Annotated in this window: 17 protein-coding genes; 8 read left to right on the top strand and 9 right to left on the bottom strand. The window is 39.8% G+C overall.

Features of this window, described 5'->3' with window-relative positions:
- Positions 1–13 precede the first annotated feature (13 nt).
- The 3 genes from clpS to rimP all read right to left on the bottom strand — a co-directional run bounded on the left by clpS (position 14) and on the right by rimP (position 2,150).
- Positions 14–319 (bottom strand): ATP-dependent Clp protease adapter ClpS, encoded by a 306-nt coding sequence (clpS, locus tag FRE64_RS07270; RefSeq protein WP_146295354.1) that lies wholly within the window; start codon positions 317–319, stop codon positions 14–16.
- A 77-nt stretch (positions 320–396) separates the two neighbouring features.
- Complete coding sequence (gene nusA, locus FRE64_RS07265; RefSeq protein ID WP_146295353.1) at positions 397–1,626, bottom strand: transcription termination factor NusA; 1,230 nt, start codon at positions 1,624–1,626, stop codon at positions 397–399.
- 65 nt (positions 1,627–1,691) lie between these two features.
- Positions 1,692–2,150 carry a ribosome maturation factor RimP gene (gene rimP / locus FRE64_RS07260; protein WP_146295352.1) on the bottom strand — a complete coding sequence of 153 codons (459 nt, stop codon included), beginning with the start codon at positions 2,148–2,150 and terminating at the stop codon, positions 1,692–1,694.
- Between the two features lie 218 nt (positions 2,151–2,368).
- Here rimP and FRE64_RS07255 point away from each other — a divergent pair, with 218 nt between their 5' ends.
- Positions 2,369–2,623, top strand: coding sequence for a glutaredoxin family protein (locus tag FRE64_RS07255; RefSeq protein ID WP_146295351.1), 255 nt, complete (start codon positions 2,369–2,371; stop codon positions 2,621–2,623).
- 183 nt (positions 2,624–2,806) lie between these two features.
- On the opposite strand, the gene FRE64_RS07250 is transcribed toward FRE64_RS07255, so the two are convergent.
- On the bottom strand, positions 2,807–3,745 hold the full coding sequence (locus FRE64_RS07250) for a DMT family transporter (protein WP_146295350.1): 939 nt from the start codon (positions 3,743–3,745) through the stop codon (positions 2,807–2,809).
- Positions 3,746–3,855: 110 nt separating this feature from the next.
- On the opposite strand from FRE64_RS07250, the gene sppA reads away from it, so the two are divergent.
- The 3 genes from sppA to bioB are packed head-to-tail and all read left to right on the top strand — an operon-like array spanning position 3,856 to position 6,186.
- Positions 3,856–4,683, top strand: a complete 828-nt coding sequence (sppA, locus tag FRE64_RS07245) for a signal peptide peptidase SppA (RefSeq protein WP_146295349.1) — start codon at positions 3,856–3,858, stop codon at positions 4,681–4,683.
- A gap of 50 nt (positions 4,684–4,733) precedes the next feature.
- Positions 4,734–5,123 (top strand): chorismate mutase, encoded by a 390-nt coding sequence (aroH, locus tag FRE64_RS07240; protein WP_146295348.1) that lies wholly within the window; start codon positions 4,734–4,736, stop codon positions 5,121–5,123.
- Positions 5,124–5,154: 31 nt separating this feature from the next.
- A complete protein-coding gene (gene bioB / locus FRE64_RS07235) occupies positions 5,155–6,186 on the top strand; it encodes a biotin synthase BioB (protein WP_146295347.1) in 1,032 nt (343 codons plus the stop codon).
- Here bioB and FRE64_RS07230 read toward each other — a convergent pair.
- Both FRE64_RS07230 and FRE64_RS07225 read right to left on the bottom strand, forming a co-directional pair.
- On the bottom strand, positions 6,164–6,979 hold the full coding sequence (locus FRE64_RS07230) for a helix-turn-helix domain-containing protein (protein ID WP_146295346.1): 816 nt from the start codon (positions 6,977–6,979) through the stop codon (positions 6,164–6,166). The genes bioB and FRE64_RS07230 overlap by 23 nt on opposite strands.
- Positions 6,980–6,983: 4 nt before the next feature.
- Positions 6,984–7,733: a pseudouridine synthase gene (locus FRE64_RS07225; protein WP_146295345.1), complete on the bottom strand. Its 750-nt coding sequence runs from the start codon at positions 7,731–7,733 to the stop codon at positions 6,984–6,986.
- Positions 7,734–7,792: 59 nt separating this feature from the next.
- Between FRE64_RS07225 and FRE64_RS07220 the strand changes: the two genes are divergently transcribed.
- Complete coding sequence (locus tag FRE64_RS07220; RefSeq protein ID WP_146295344.1) at positions 7,793–8,479, top strand: LmeA family phospholipid-binding protein; 687 nt, start codon at positions 7,793–7,795, stop codon at positions 8,477–8,479.
- 165 nt (positions 8,480–8,644) lie between these two features.
- On the opposite strand, the gene FRE64_RS07215 is transcribed toward FRE64_RS07220, so the two are convergent.
- Positions 8,645–9,538 (bottom strand): alpha/beta fold hydrolase, encoded by an 894-nt coding sequence (locus FRE64_RS07215; RefSeq protein ID WP_146295343.1) that lies wholly within the window; start codon positions 9,536–9,538, stop codon positions 8,645–8,647.
- A 171-nt stretch (positions 9,539–9,709) separates the two neighbouring features.
- Between FRE64_RS07215 and FRE64_RS17425 the strand changes: the two genes are divergently transcribed.
- Together FRE64_RS17425 and FRE64_RS07210 are read left to right on the top strand one after the other, a co-directional pair.
- Entirely contained in the window at positions 9,710–9,874 is a 165-nt protein-coding gene (locus FRE64_RS17425; RefSeq protein WP_186709006.1) for a hypothetical protein, read from the top strand.
- A complete protein-coding gene (locus tag FRE64_RS07210; protein WP_146295342.1) occupies positions 9,871–11,934 on the top strand; it encodes an AAA family ATPase in 2,064 nt (687 codons plus the stop codon). Before FRE64_RS17425 ends, FRE64_RS07210 begins: the two co-directional genes overlap by 4 nt.
- Positions 11,935–12,035: 101 nt before the next feature.
- On the opposite strand, the gene FRE64_RS07205 is transcribed toward FRE64_RS07210, so the two are convergent.
- Complete coding sequence (locus FRE64_RS07205; protein ID WP_146295341.1) at positions 12,036–12,725, bottom strand: phosphate ABC transporter permease; 690 nt, start codon at positions 12,723–12,725, stop codon at positions 12,036–12,038.
- Between the two features lie 4 nt (positions 12,726–12,729).
- Positions 12,730–14,034, bottom strand: a complete 1,305-nt coding sequence (locus FRE64_RS07200; protein WP_146295340.1) for an NB-ARC domain-containing protein — start codon at positions 14,032–14,034, stop codon at positions 12,730–12,732.
- Between the two features lie 130 nt (positions 14,035–14,164).
- Between FRE64_RS07200 and FRE64_RS07195 the strand changes: the two genes are divergently transcribed.
- On the top strand, positions 14,165–15,883 hold the full coding sequence (locus FRE64_RS07195; RefSeq protein WP_146295339.1) for an Rqc2 family fibronectin-binding protein: 1,719 nt from the start codon (positions 14,165–14,167) through the stop codon (positions 15,881–15,883).
- The last annotated feature ends 2 nt before the right edge of the window (positions 15,884–15,885 follow it).

Raw genomic sequence — 15,885 nt, 5'->3', positions numbered from 1 at the left:
ATAATCGTTTTTATTATTCATCAGGCTCTATGGTACTGGTTAACCCATGATTTTTTAAGGCTTCACAGTAAAATTCTGCGTGTTCTTGGGCGCAGGTAATGACAAGAGCAATTCCAGAATTATGAGCCTCCATCATAATATTAACGGCTTGGGGCTGGGTAAGACTGGGAACTGTTTGTAACAGCGTTTGCACCACATATTCCATGCCATTAAAATCGTCATTATGAAGGAGAACTTTATAATTAGGAGCAGGTTTGCGAATGGTTTGATTTTTCTCAACCGTTTGAATTCCCGGTTTTTCTATCACTTCAGTTGCCACAACTAGCCTCCCTATTCGATCAAGTACTTAACCTTCTTGTTTAGCATTTTAATAATTCCTTTAGAACTTGACCAATATTACTGTTCGCCAAGAGGAGAAGTTTGGGCTTCAACTGTTTCTTCTCCTTGGGAAGAAGAGGCTTCAATTGTTTCTCCTTCCACTTCCTCGGCTTCTTCTTGGTGTTTTTTCACAGCCTTGATATCAATTTTCCAGCCTGTAAGATTGGCACAAAGACGAACATTTTGCCCCTCTTTTCCAATGGCTAAACTAAGTTGATTTTCTGGAACATACACTTCGGCACGTCTTTCTTCCGTATCCATCAACATGACACGGTTAATTTGAGCCGGAGAAAGGGAATTTTTGATATAAACTTCGGGATCTGGTGACCAGCGAATGACATCAATTTTTTCGCCACGGAGTTCATTCACCACCGCTTGAATGCGAGAACCTCTTGCCCCAATACAAGATCCCACAGGATCAACATCTCGATCCAAGGTATCTACGGCAATTTTAGTGCGCGATCCCACATTACGAGAAGATGGTCTAGCCTCTCGCGCGATCGCGACAATTCGCACCACTTCATCTTGAATTTCTGGGACTTCATTTTCAAAGAGATAAGCCACTAAACCAGCAGAAGCCCGAGAAACCACTAATTGGGGGCCACGCCCTGATCCTTCACGAACTTGTTTTAAGTAAACTCGAAAGGCAGCATTAGCGCGGTAATTATCATTGGGGAGTTGTTCTGATCGCGGTAATTCGGCTTCTACCTCAGGGCGACCATAGCCACTACTGACTCCCATAATCACAGACTGACGCTCAAATCGAACCACTCGGGCTTGTAAGACGGTTTCCTCTAACTCTTGAAACTCCTCTTGCACCATTTTACGTTCTTGATCACGGAGTTTCTGCATCAAGACTTGCTTAGTTTGAATGGCAGCCATCCGACCAAATTCTTTTTGTTGGGGGGTGACATCTAGAACTACTGTATCGCCTAGTTGTGCCTCCTCTGCCACTTCTTTCACTTCTTGCAGTCCAATTTGGTGATCGCTGTTGGTTACTTCTTCAACAATTTCTTTTGTCGCCAGTACCATGAACCCTTCTTCTTCTACATTGAGTTCTACTTCAAAGTTGTCGAAATAATCATCGCTAAAATGATCTCGATCTAAAGTCTGCGATCGCCGATAACGTTCATATCCTTTCAAAAGTGCTTCCTGTAAAGCCGTTTTTACCAGATGAGGGGGTAAATTATGCCCTTCGCTAATCTCCTCAATCATCTTGCCTAAACCTGGTAAACTAACAATTGCCATAAAATTTAATCTCCTTATTTTGTGATTTTTTACCGATAATTACAGTGGTTCTTACTAATTATTGTTTAAGGGGTATCTAACTTCACGCTTTGGATAACATCACGGGGAATTTTCACGATTTTTCCTTTTTGATTGATGTAAACCGTTGTCTCATCGCGACGATTAAGCGTTCCTTGCCATTGTTCTTTCCCTTTATAGGGGGGATCAGTTATTACTAAGACTGGAAACCCCTTAAAGCTCACATACTCGCGATCGCGCGTTAAGTGCTCTGAAATTCCCGGGCTAGAGACTTCCAACACATACGTATTAGGAATTATTTCTGTGATATCTAGTTCGGCTTCAAGCGTCCGACTCATTTGTTCACAATCATTAAGACTGGTATCGTCTTCGGGGTTACGAACCTCTACTCTTAAAATTGGGGGGCTTTCATTGGTTAAAAAGGCAATCTCTACTACTTCTAAACCGAGATTATTCGCAATAGGAGTTGCAATTTCAGTAACTTTGGAAATAAAGGGATGAGTCATCGCTTTCAAATTTTAACCCGCAACCGTAAGATTGATTTAGAGACCAGAATCGTGATGTCAATAAGCAAGACTTGCAACCATTAAAAAAAAGCGGGTTAACCCCACTTCCTTCCGACAAGGCGATTGTTGCAAATCCTTGAGCCAAAATTGCTCAATTTCTAGACTCCGAACTTAATTATATCTTAGCATTGGGAAGAAAACTCTGGTTTGCTTGACTTATGCAGGTAATTTTATACTCAAAGCCCGATTGTCATCTTTGTGAGGGGCTTCAGGAAAAGTTAGAACAAATCACTACGGTTGATTTTGAGCTAGAAATCCGAGATATTACGACTCGTGAGGACTGGTTTCAGGCTTATCAATATGAAATTCCTGTCTTGTGTCGCCAAGTGGGAGAAAGAGAAGAACCCTTACCTCGCCCTTCTCCTCGTATCTCAGTTCAACAATTAGCAAAGTTACTAAAAGCGAATTTTTAAATTGTCCTTTGTTGTTTGTCCTTTGTTGTTTGTCCTTTGTCCTTCGTCCTTTGTCCTTTGTAAACCAATGACTAATGACCAATGACCAATGACTAATGACCAATGACTAATGACTAATGACTAATGACCAATGACTAATGACCAATGACTAATGACCAATGACTAATGACTAATGACCAATGACTATTTTCGCTGATTAATTAAATAAATACTCACTAACGTTAAACAAACTCCGCCAGTTTGAATCGCTGTTAACTGTTCTTGTAACAGCAAATTTCCAAATAATAAAGCAAAAATGGGCGTTAAAAAGGTTAATGAGGCAAAGCTGGTTAAATTGCGACTAGAAGCAAGATAAAAGAAAATTCCATACGCGATCGCGCTCCCGCAGACTGTGGCATATAAAATAGCCAACCAACCCTCAAAACTAATATTTTGCCATTGTTGGTTTTCGGTGATTCCAGACAAGAAAAACAGAGGAATCCCACCTAAGAGTAAGTGCCACCCGGTCGCCATCACGGGATCAACATGATGACAAACGTAGCGGATTAAAATCGTTCCCCCAGCCATAGATAACGCGGCTAATAACATTAACCATTCTCCATTAGAGAATAAACTAGAAACATTAATGTCTAAACCCGTCAAATTTCCCTGTAGCGTCTCTAAAATTAAGGGTTCGGGTAAGCCAATCAAACTAATCCCTGTAAGGCCTAACCCTAAGCCTAACCAACCGATTCTTCCTATGCGATCAGCGAATAAAAGACTCGATAACACCGCAATCATCAACGGCTGACTATCAATCATTACCGAACCAATGCCAGCACCTGTGTGCACTAAGCCTTCCGCTAGAAACCCCTGAAACAGCGTTCCATCCACAAGGGCAAACAAACTAATCCATCCCCATGCTAACCATCCCTTCGGTTGAGAACGATTGAGCATCATCCCTGCCATGATCACTAAAACCCCTGCTGGTAGTAAGCGCATTCCCCCTAAAAATAAGGGCGTTGTCTCAGGAATTACCGCTTTCATGGCAACCATCGCCGTTCCCCAGAGGAAAAAAGGCGCAATAATAATGAAAGGAAACAGTAGGGCTAAAAAACGGGATTGGTTCAGTTTAATTTCCATAAACCTGATTACATAGCAACGATTATTAATTATTGTATAGTTTTATTAAGAAAGCAGTCAACGAATCCTTAAGTTAGAATAGAAGGTTCAAGCATAGCGTCAAAAAAACTATGGTCTGGTTGATTGGGAAAAGAAGAGGGAAAAAAATTGCTCGTATTGAAATTACAGGCGCGATCGCGTCCGAAACTCGTCAACGGGTTCTCAAGGCTCTAAAAACCATCGAAGAGCAAAAATGGAAAGCCCTACTACTCCGCATTGACTCTCCAGGTGGAACCGTCGGCGATTCTCAAGAAATTTATAGCGCCCTGCAACACCTGCAGAAAAAAATGAAAATTGTTGCTAGTTTTGGGAATATTTCTGCCTCTGGTGGTGTTTATATTGGCATGGGAGCGGAAAAAATTGTTGCCAATCCGGGCACCATTACTGGTAGCATCGGGGTAATTCTACGAGGAAATAATATAGAGCGACTTCTCGATAAGGTAGGCGTTTCTTTTCAGGTGGTTAAATCCGGCCCCTACAAAGATATTCTCTCTTTTGATCGCGAGCTTAGCGAAGAAGAAAAACAAATTTTACAAGCCCTGATTGACACTAGCTACAACCAATTTGTTCATACCGTTGCTCAAGCCCGTAATCTCAGTGTAGAAGCAGTGCATGGCTTTGCCGATGGGCGGATTTTTACTGGGGAACAAGCTCAACAATTAGGAGTCGTAGATCGTTTAGGAACGGAAGAGGAAGCACGGCGTTGGCTTGCCGAACTCGCTGATCTCAATCCTGAAAAGGCAAAATGTGTTACCTTTGGCGAGAAAAAATCTCCTATCAAAAGGGTTTTACCAGGTCAAAATCAAATTGATACAAATCTTACCTGGAAATCAGCAAGGGATTGGCTAGAATTTGAACTAGCAACAAATGGGCAACCATTATGGTTATATCGACCTTAAATAGGGGTAATACTATAATAAAGAGTTATCATTTATAGGGAGGAAACTTCGTGGTGGAGTGGAAAGTGCAAGCAATTCGTGGCGCAACAACGGCTTCTGATAATACAGTAGAAGCCATCCGAGAAGCAGTGACAGAACTCCTCAACGAACTAGAAGCACGGAATCACCTCGATCCGACAGATATTATTAGTGCTATTTTTACCACAACTCGAGATTTAGATGCCACTTTTCCGGCAAGCATTGCTAGAGAACGCCCAAAATGGGAGAATGTTCCTTTGCTAGATGTGCAACAAATGCACGTTGAAGGCAGTTTAGAACGTTGTATTCGCTTTTTAATCCATGTGAATACGGCTAATCCCCAATGGGAAATTGTTCACCCTTATTTACGTCACGCCAAAGACTTACGCCCTGATTGGAACTTAGCGCAAATGGGGTCGTAGCTTGAATATCAATTATTTAACTAGAAACTGAATGGTAAAAATGGATTGGAATGCTTTAGCCGAAAAGGCTCTAGCTGGTGATTGTCTCACCCGAGAAGAAGCAACCGCGGTATTAACCGCTCCCGATATAGAATTACTCGCTCAACTCGATGCCGCCTATCGAGTTCGTTATCATTACTGGGAAAATCGCGTTCGTCTGCACTTTTTATTAAATGCTCAAAGTGGGTTATGTCCCGAAGATTGTCATTATTGTTCCCAGTCAAAAATTTCTGCTGCCACCATTGAAAAATATCCGCTACTCGGAAAACAGGAAATTCTCAAAGCAGCGGCTCAAGCCTCAGAGTTAAAAGCAGGAACATTTTGTTTAGTAACTTCTGGGCGCACTCCCACCGAGTCTCTCTTGAGTAATGTCTGTGAGGCGGTAGAAGCCGTTAAAGCCCAATATGATCTTAAAATTTGCGCCTGTGTTGGTTTACTCAATGATGAACAAGCGCAACGGTTAGCCAATGCTGGGGTCGATCGCGTTAATCATAATCTTAATACTTCTGAAAATTATCACCCAGAAATTTGTACCACTCATACGTTTCGCGATCGCGTTACCACTGTTAATCATGTTCAACGTGCTGGTATGACCACCTGTTCTGGGGGCATTATTGGCATGGGAGAATCAACGGATGATATAATTGATCTAGCTCTTTCTTTAAGAGAATTAGATATCACAAGCATTCCTGTAAACTTCCTCATTCCTATTCCTGGTACTCCCCTATCCGAGTCTCAAGGTAAAGACTTAACCCCGCAGTTTTGCCTGCGAGTGCTTTGTCTCTACCGCTTTCTATTGCCAGAACGAGAGATTCGTATTGCGGGCGGGCGAGAAGTCCATTTACGTTCTCTGCAACCACTGGGATTGTATCCAGCCAACTCCATATTTGTTGCTGATTATTTGACTACACCAGGACAAGCGGCAAAAGAAGATTGGCAAATGGTTGAGGATGCGGGATTTGTATTAGAAACTGCTGATGGTTCTCCTCTAGCTGTTGAAGCTATTGCGATGGCGAATAAGTAACTTCTGTTACTTCTCCTGAGTTACCTAATGCTGCGGGGGATTCTTCATTATATTCCACAATTACCCCCCCAGCATTACCTGTTCGGATAGTAATTTCTTCTTTTGCCGTCCAATTGCGATTTTCACCTGAACTTAAAACTCCCTCATAAATTTCTTCCCCATCGCCAGTCACTCGAATCCAAGAGTCTGCTTCAATAGAAACATTAATCGTCACAGAAGATTCTTGTGGGCTATCTTGAGAAGCCTCTGTCTCATCAGGGGAGGGGTCAGTAGTGGCTAATTGTGGATCATTAGTTTCCACTTCTTCCACTGTTTGTTCTTGCACAGTTCCTTGCTCCTCATTCTCTTCAGAAGGGCGTTGAGCGGCAAAAAAGGAAAGAGATAATCCACTGATAGATACGACTACTAATAATAAATAAAAGAAGTAAAGGTGTAAGGCGCGAGGTTGAAAGAAATTAAAAGAGGGAATTTGTTGCCAAGACGGTTTAATGGTGTAAGTTTGTTGTCCTGTTGGAAAAGCTCTCGCATACTCCGATCCATTTAAGCCAAGGGCTTGAGCAAACTGTTTAATTAAGCCCTGTATATAAACAGGTTCGGGAAGATTTTCTAATTGTCCTTCTTCAATAGCCACGAGTAAACGCGCCTGAATGCGAGTTCTTGTGGCAATTTCATCAATAGAGACAGATTGTTCCTCTCGAACTTGCCGAATTTGCGCTCCCAGTTCTTTGAGTTTTTCAACCTGTTGTTCTTGTTGAGAGTTCATGTTGGGGGGATGCTGTTTTTCAGTAAACATAATATCAAGGGGTTAAACCTTCGTGTTTAAGATAATGTATTTCTTTAGGGTTTAAATAACGATAATTCCCAGTTTCCTTTAAAGATTGATCCTCACTATTAAGTTTAATTGCACCGATCGCGCTCCGATGAAGAGCTAGTACCGGGTAGCCTAATTGCTCGGCAATGCGCCGAATTTGGCGATTCCGTCCCTCAATGAGGATCACTTCTAGTAAAGTTCGTTGACGCTGGCGCTTTAAAACCTTGATTTGGGCAGGTAAGGTTTTTTTATGATCAAGGATCACCCCGTTACGCCATTTTTCTAAAACCGATTCTGAGGGACTATTTTTAACCCATACCTTGTAGGTTTTAGGTAAATGATAACGAGGATGAGTGAGTTTAAGAGTTAAGTCTCCATCATTAGTTAAGAGGAGTGCACCAGTCGAATTAATATCAAGTCGCCCCACTGGATGTAACCCTTGTCCTTTTTTTACTCCCGAGGGAAGTAGATCAAGGACAGTGCGACGATTTTGGGGATCATCACAGGTACAAACAACACCGCGAGGCTTATTGATTAAAATATATAAGTTTTTGGGACGGTGTTGAACAGTGAGGAGTTTATGATCAACGGTAACGCGATCGCGCTCTAAGTCAATTTTATCTCCTAATTGAGCCTTTCTCCCATTCACTTCTACGCGTCCTGCAATAATCATAGTTTCAGCCTGGCGACGTGAAGCGACCCCACATTGTGAGAGAATTTTTTGTACCCGTTCCATAAGCAATCTTACTTCCTCACCCTATATTTTAATCGAAATTTGTTAACGATTCTTTAATAATGAAATTGAAAAGTCATTTTCTAAGCAAAATTTTGACTCCAGCTTTACAGCTTTGGATCAAATCACAACTAGATTCAATTACGCAATTACAACTAAAAATTACCAGCAGTGATCAACAATTATTGCAAGGAATTATTCCGAAAATTTACTTAAAAAGTGAATTTGCCATTTATCAGGGACTCCATTTTGACCAAATTTCTTTAATTGCAGAACAACTACAAGTTAATATCACTCAAATTTTAAAAGGTCACTCTTTACAGCTGTTACATCCCCTTCCTATTTCTGGTCAAGTTCGCATCACTGAAACCCATCTTAATGATTCTTTGAGGTCTTCTTTACTTCAGTCAGGGTTACAAGATTTTCTCTTCTCACTCTTAAAAAGCAACTCTTTTTCTTCGCTACAATGGGAAAAAATAACCCTACAAAACAATCAATTGCTTCTCGAAGGGAAACCGCCACAGTCTCCCAAAAACCCAGTTTTTATTCAAGCAACTGTTGATTTAATTAGCCCTCAACATTTATTAATTTCTCCCATCACTGTGCAAGGATTAGCCTTAAATCAAGAAGAACTGACTCCTGTTGAATTTGATCTCGGTTCACAAGTTCAGATTCAGGAAATTAAGATCACAGAAGAAGCCATTTTTATCGAAGGAAGAATTATGATTAACAACTATAGTGTTGCTTAGTCTGTTTTGTTATTGGTTATTGGTTAATTTCTGCTACACATAAGAAATCCCCATCTCCCCCTCTCCCTATCTCCCCCTCTCCCCATTACCCTATCTCCCCATCTCCCCATCTCCCCATCACCCTATCTCCCCATCACCCTATCTCCCCATCACCTCATCACCTCATCACCCTTGCTTGTTGGCTAACCACGGTAAAATTACTTCATGAAATTGCTCTGGTGCTTCATCATGAGGACAGTGACCGAGATTGGGTAACATGATTAACTCTAAATTGGGATTGATCCCCACAAACGATCGCGCTAAACTTGGTGGAATAAATTTATCCTGTTCTCCCCATAACAGTAAAATGGGTAACTCTAAGTTACTTAATAACGCCTTGACTGAAGGAGAAAAATTACGACTCAGCGCTGATCTTGCTAACGCTACAAAGGCATCCGCTGCAAATTGATCCCGAGGAGGTGTGCTTAAAATGGTGACTAACTCCTCATCTAGTGCTGACACTTGTGGATAAGCCAGTTTTGCCCAACGCCGAATCACTTTCGGAGATTTTAAGATAGAAAATAACCCTCGCAGTAGCCAAGGGGCTGCAAAAAAAGACTCAACCCCACTCACTACTTTTTGAATAGGGGGAGATAGCATTTCCGAACGCGCTGATACATCTGGTAAGTTAATTAGAATTAGCTTTTTTCCCATTTCAGGATGTCGCGCCACCGCCGTTAAACTTACCAATGATCCCAAGGAGTTTCCCATAAAAATTGTCGGGACACCAATTACTGTGCGCCAAAACTGATAAACTTGTTCTGCCCAAAGTTCAATGGAATAATCTGTAAAAGCCTTGCGAGAAGCCCCAAATCCTAGTAAATCTAAGGCATAAACGGTATGATTTTCTTTGAGAATGGGAAGGTTATGCCGCCAATGCGCGATCGCGGCTCCAAATCCATGAATTAATACTATAGGTGGCTTTCCTTCTCCTTTCCCTCGTAAATAGGTATAACGAATTTGCCAACCGCGCCACACCCAATCCCGTTGTCTTCCCAGCTTCATCTTTGTTTCTCTCATCCTTACTTTTGAATTTTCCACGCTTTACTCCGATCATAAATTGTCGTCAATCAACAAATGTCTGTTAAAATGAGCTAAATCAACTTTAAGTAATTTTCCAAAACTAAAAAAGAGCCTTCAAACTCATGAGGGACATTCTTGATTGTTTTGTCCTTTGTAAACGAATGACTAATGACTAATGACAACTATTTAAAAACCAATTTGAAACAATTTTCTCCAGAAGTCCAAGAAATTGTCACAAAGGTGTTACAACTAGAGAAAAAGAAGCTCTATCAAAAAGCTCCTCGTCATATCAATGAGGAAATTTTGAAAATTATTAAAGATGTGGTGCAATGAGGCTCAAATCTATTAAGCTCTGTAACTTTCGCCAGTTTTATGGAGCTACCCCAGAAATTCAGTTAGCAGGGAGTGAGCGCAATATAACAATTATTCATGGTAATAATGGAGCAGGGAAAACAACCTTATTAAATGCGTTTACTTGGGTACTTTATGAAGAGTTTACCGCCGCATTTGCTAACTCAGAGCAATTAGTTAATAAACGAGCTATTCAAGAAGCAATACCTGGAAAGTCTATAGAATATCATGTGGAATTAAAGTTTGATCATGATTATAAGTCTTATCAGTTAAAACGGAGTTGTTATGCTACTAAAAATCAAGATAATAGCAGCTTTGAAAATGGAGAAAGTAAGTTATTTATGCTTTTTTCCGGGGATGATGGGGCTTGGAAACATCCCATAGAACCTCCTGAGGAAATTATTGGACGAATTTTACCAGCAAGTTTACATCAGTATTTTTTCTTTGATGGGGAACGCATTGATCATATTATTCGTTATCAAAAACAAACAGGGTTAACTGAAGCGACAAAGGAATTATTGGGAATTAAAGTGTTTGAACGATCAGTAGAACACTTGAAAAATGCTCGTCGTACTCTAGAAGAAGAATTACGCCAAATTGGTAATATTGAAACTCGAAAGTTTTTGAAAGAAAAACAGACATTAGAAAATGAAATAGAAACCTTACAACAACGTCAAATTGAAATTAATGAAGAAATTGAGCAAAAGCAAGCAATAAAAAAAGAATTAGGAGATCAGTTAATTCAGTTAAGAGGTTCTGAAAATCTCCAAACAAGGAAAAATAGCCTCGAAACTGAGGTAAAAGCAACGAGAGAACAACTAGTTCGCTTGAATCAAAAGATTAAAAAAACAATTTCTAGTCAGGGCTATACAGTTTTAATGACTGATATTGCAGAAAGCTGTTCTCATCTATTTGAAGGATTACCTCAGGGGGGAGAACTTCCCAGTCGGATTAAAAAGCCATTTGTAGAAAATTTATTAAATCAGCAGCGTTGTATTTGTGGAGCAGAATTGATTGCGGGAAGTGATTCCTATGCTAATCTTAAAAATTGGATGGAAGAAGATAGTGGTGCAGAAGTAGAAGAGGCATTAATTCGTTTAGAAACTCACATTCAGGAAATTGATAAACAGGCGAGTAAGTTTTGGGAAAGAGTAGATGAAAGTCAAGAAGAAATTACCGAATTAAGACAAAAATTAAATCATTTAGAAAGCGATTTAGAGAAAGTAAAACAACAGTTAAGAGAGTATCCTGATCAAGAAATTAAAGAGTTACAGCAAGCTGTTGATGAAACAGAAAACGAATTAGAAAACTTATTTCTAGAAAAAGGACGTAATGAAATTCAATTGACACAAAATACTGAAAAATTAGATAAACTTTCTCGTAAGTTAAATCAGGAAGAAAGTAAAGAAGAAAAACAAAAACTAGCCCAACGGAGAAGAGAGACAACAGAAAAAGCCATTTCTTGCATTCAAAATCTAAAAGCTGATGTAGAAAAACGATTTCGGTTAACTCTAGAACAAAAAGTTCAGGAAATTTTTAGTAACATCTCGTTTACGCCTTATTTACCAAAGCTCGATCATAATTATGAATTAAGTCTGGTGGAAACTACAACAGAAACAGAACAACTAGTAGCCGCTTCAACTGGAGAAAATCAAATTTTGAGTCTATCTTTAATTGGCGGCATTATTGATCAAGTGCGTAAGTGGAGTGCCAATAATACTTTAATTGCTCCTGATAGTAGCACGTTTCCGATGGTGATGGATTCTCCATTTGGAAGTTTAGATGAAGTCTATCGGCGACAAGTAGCAAAAGCATTACCACAAATTGCCAATCAGTTAGTAGTTTTAGCAACAAAAACCCAATGGCGTGGTGAAGTGGAAGCGGAAATGAATGATTTTATTGGTAAACAGTATGTTTTGGTTTATTATTCTCCAAAAGCCGATTGTGAGGAGGACTGGTTAAATATTAATGGTGCATCTTATCCACTGGTACAAAGAAGTAATAATGGTTTTGAATACACTGAGATTCAAGTGATTAGCTAGGTTAATACTTCTCAGGTTAGTTAGCCCCATCCGCTTGTTAGAGTAGTTATTCCCCCATGAGGTGGCACAAGGAATGGGTGATTCTCCAACCTTACCGGCTATCAGAGTCGAGAATAACGACGAGAAGAACTTGCCTTGGTTCGTTTTCTGCGTCTGCCACTTAATTCTTCACTCACTTCTACAAAAATATCCCGTCTCAAGACAGGATAATTGCTAACCCAAATATCTAACTGGGGAATATAAGCATCTGTCACTTTACTAATCCGTTCTAAATCGGGGTCTTTTGATAACGCGAGTAACTCCACTACTTGACCTGGTTTAATATTGCGATGGAGACGAAGCAGTGGGGCTTGAATTTGGATTTCAAAGCCATTTTTGTCCCCGACTTGTAGGTTAATCCGTCGTTCTCGGTTTTCGACAATGACTAATTCCCCATATTCATTAACTGTTTCTTCCGTTCCTAGCAATTCTTCACTGACAAATGCTTCTAAAACATTTCCACGCCAAAACCCAGCATAAGGAAAACGACGATAACTGCTATTGCGTCGAGTTGCCCAATACACTGGTGACCATAGCCAGTATAAGCCAGCGATGAAGGCAAAGAGAGAAACTGTTGCTCCTCCACTATTAGTAATCTCTCCCAGTAACCAAATTACCACCACTCCTAGAAAAGAAATCAGTAATTTACGAAGAAAATCTGGCCAACTGCCAGCATAGTAGCGATATTGGGCAGCTGTCCCCGTTAAAGGAATAAGTTGCTCAAATTTTTCCCGTGTGATTGGAATTAGCATAACTTTAAGCGGAAAGGGCTGACTTTTTAATTTTACCAGTTTGCCGACTCTTACGATTTCTTAGATATTGTTGTAATAGAGGAGACAGAAAAATAAATCCTGTATCCAGTTTGATCAGCGATCGCGCTTGTAATGATTTTAAGGCAAGATTAATTTCAGCTTTAGAGGCTTTCAAATTTTTAGCGAATAGATTCATTTTTGAAGAAGGTTGTATTTGATCTCGTAGTAAGTACATAATTTTCTTTTCTAATGGATTTAAACGCTTAAACTCATGGCTTAAATCATTCAGAATTTCAGGAAAAATTAAATGCTGATCACATAAAAAGTGACGTAAATTTCCATTATAATGCTTATGAATGTAAAAACAAGCTTTTTCTAATGCCCAAGGGTTGCGATCATATTCCAATTGAAATTGTTCTAATAGGTAATTTCTTCTGGGAAGTCCCCATGCTTTTAAGAAATTATCGACTTGATTTGCAGATAAGCCATTCAGGAAACAGGTTTTAAATTGAGAAAAATTTTGTAGCTCTTTATAAAAAAATTGTGGATAATGTCGAGAAGTGAAAATAACACAGCTCTGATGTGGTTGAGTTACGATCCGTTTAATCAATTTTTCATAGGAACGATATTGATTATAAAATTTACCTGGAAACGATTGAGAAATAAACAGATTATCTAAGTCATCAAATACCAGTAAAAAACGTTTTTTAGCCAATAAATCTAAAAAAATATCGATTTGCTCATCAATAGTTACATTAGACTGCATTTTTTTCTTAGTTATAAAAGCAATAATTTTCTTCATCCACTCTTTACAAGAAGAATTTTTTACTTCAAAAGAATGCCAAATAATTATTTCAAAATTAGGCTCTATTTTCCTAGTAATCGCTTTAGCTAAACTCGATTTCCCTGTACCAATCATTCCCAAGATACCAACTATTTGTAGTTGTTCTCGAATAATTTCTTGGGTAATGGTTTCTTCTTGAGGAAAGGGTTGGTAGTAATGGGGTAAGTTTAAACTCTGATTACTTTTTCGACGAGGAGTATAGTTGGCTAATTCGCACTGAGTAAGGGTTTTATGAATATTAAACTTCCCTACAGGCTCAGAAAAGAGAGGAGAAAGACGTTTCCATAGCTCCCACGCTAAATAACGGGTATATTGGCAACTGTTATTAAGTTTCTGAGCAGTTTGGTGATAGGGCAACTGATTCCAAGCATCGCAAAAAATAGTCTCTTCTCTTTTGCTCAGTAAGGGGAGATTATTTTGCTTTAATAAGATATTAAGTAGATTAACGGCTTGCAGGCTATCCATCAACGTCTCTCCTATCCTCGTTCTATATAAAAAACGAATGAGCAGGGAAAAGTGTGTACCGATGCCAGAAATTTTTTTGCTCGCGTCTGGATTAAACTAGAAAAGCATTGTTGGAATTGCCAAAAGACCTATGCAGCCTGTTGATTTAACCACCCTTAGAGCCATTTGCGCTGAACTACGCGCAGGTTGGCTTCCCGCTCGTCTCGAACAAGTTTATCAGCGCGATCGCGCTACTATTGCCTTAGCCTTGCGTACATTAAAAGGACGAGACTGGTTAACCCTTTCTTGGCATCCTCAAGCCGCTCGCGTGTGCATTGAAGATCCTCCTCCCCGTACTCCTGATACCTTTACCTTTAGTGATCAACTCCGTCACCAACTCCAAGGATTAGCCCTGATTGCTATGCCACTAATTTCTCCTTGGGAACGGGTGATTGACTTCCAATTTGCCGCCCGACCTGATGACCCCCCTTTATGGCATCTTTATGGGGAAATTATGGGGAAATACAGTAATATAATCCTCACCAATGCTAACCAAGAAATTATTACAGCAGCCCACCAGGTTAGCCCAGAAAAATCCAGTTTACGCCCTGTTCAAACTGGACAACTTTATGAACCACCCCCAGCACTAACAGGAGATATCCCTAGTCGGGAAGAATCCCAAGCTAGTTGGCAAGAACGAGTAAGCCTAATTCCTGATCAACTGAAACGACAACTCTTAAAAACCTATCGTGGTTTGGGGCCAAATTTAGTTACAGCAATGATTGAAAGAGCAGGGTTAGATCCTCAACAAACCACTGACTCTCTTACTCCTAACAATTGGACAACCCTATTTCAAGTGTGGCAAGAATGGCTAGAAATTCTAGAAACTGAAAACTTCCAACCAGGCTGGACAGAAAACGCCTTTACCGTCCTAGGTTGGGGGATGATTAAACCCGTAGCATCAACCCAAACCCTATTAAAGGAATATTATCAAGAGCAACTGAATCAACAGGCATTTAAACAACTTTCTCACCAGCTTTTACAAAAAGTTAGTAATTTAATCAAAAAACAACAGCAAAAAAAAGAAACTTTCCAACAACGTCTTCAACAGTCAGATCAGGCAGAAATTTATCGTCAGCAGGGGGACTTATTAATGGCTTACTCTTACCAATGGGAACCTGGACTATCTTCAATGCAGTTACCTGATTTTGAAACAGGGGAGTTAATTACTATTCCTCTTAACCCTGAAAAAAATGCCATTCAAAACGCTCAAAGTTACTATAAACAGCATCAAAAACTAAAACGTGCTCGTCAGGCAGTTGAACCGTTATTAACTGCAACAGATAAAGAAATTAATTATCTTCAACAGGTAGAAGCCAGTCTCAAACAGTTAACAGATTATCAGCATTGGGGCGATCTACAAACCTTAAAAGAAATTCAAGAAGAACTCATTGAACAGGGTTACATTCTCCGCCAACGAGAACGAACTCTCAATGAACAAGCCCAGCCGATTAATTACTATACTCCTAGTGGTTATGAGGTGCTAGTAGGACGCAATAACCGCCAAAATGATAACTTAACTTTTCGAGTTGCCACGGATTATGATCTCTGGTTTCACTCTCAAGAGATTCCAGGTAGTCATGTATTATTAAGACTTCCTGCAGGGGCGATTCCAGAAGAAAAAGATTTACAGTGTGCTGCCAATATTGCTGCTTATTATAGTCGCGCTCGAGAAAGTCAACAAGTTCCAATTATTTATACCAAACCGAAGTATGTTTATAAACCAAAAGGAGCAAAACCTGGAATGGCCTTGTACGATCACGAAACTGTGATTTGGGGGAAGCCCCAAGAATTAAATTCCATTAATTAAGG

Origin of the sequence: Euhalothece natronophila Z-M001, assembly GCF_007904085.1 — a bacterium.
GTDB classification, from domain to species: domain Bacteria; phylum Cyanobacteriota; class Cyanobacteriia; order Cyanobacteriales; family Rubidibacteraceae; genus Halothece; species Halothece natronophila.
Note: the sequence above shows the minus strand (reverse complement) of the source record. Positions and strands in the feature narration are given on the sequence as shown.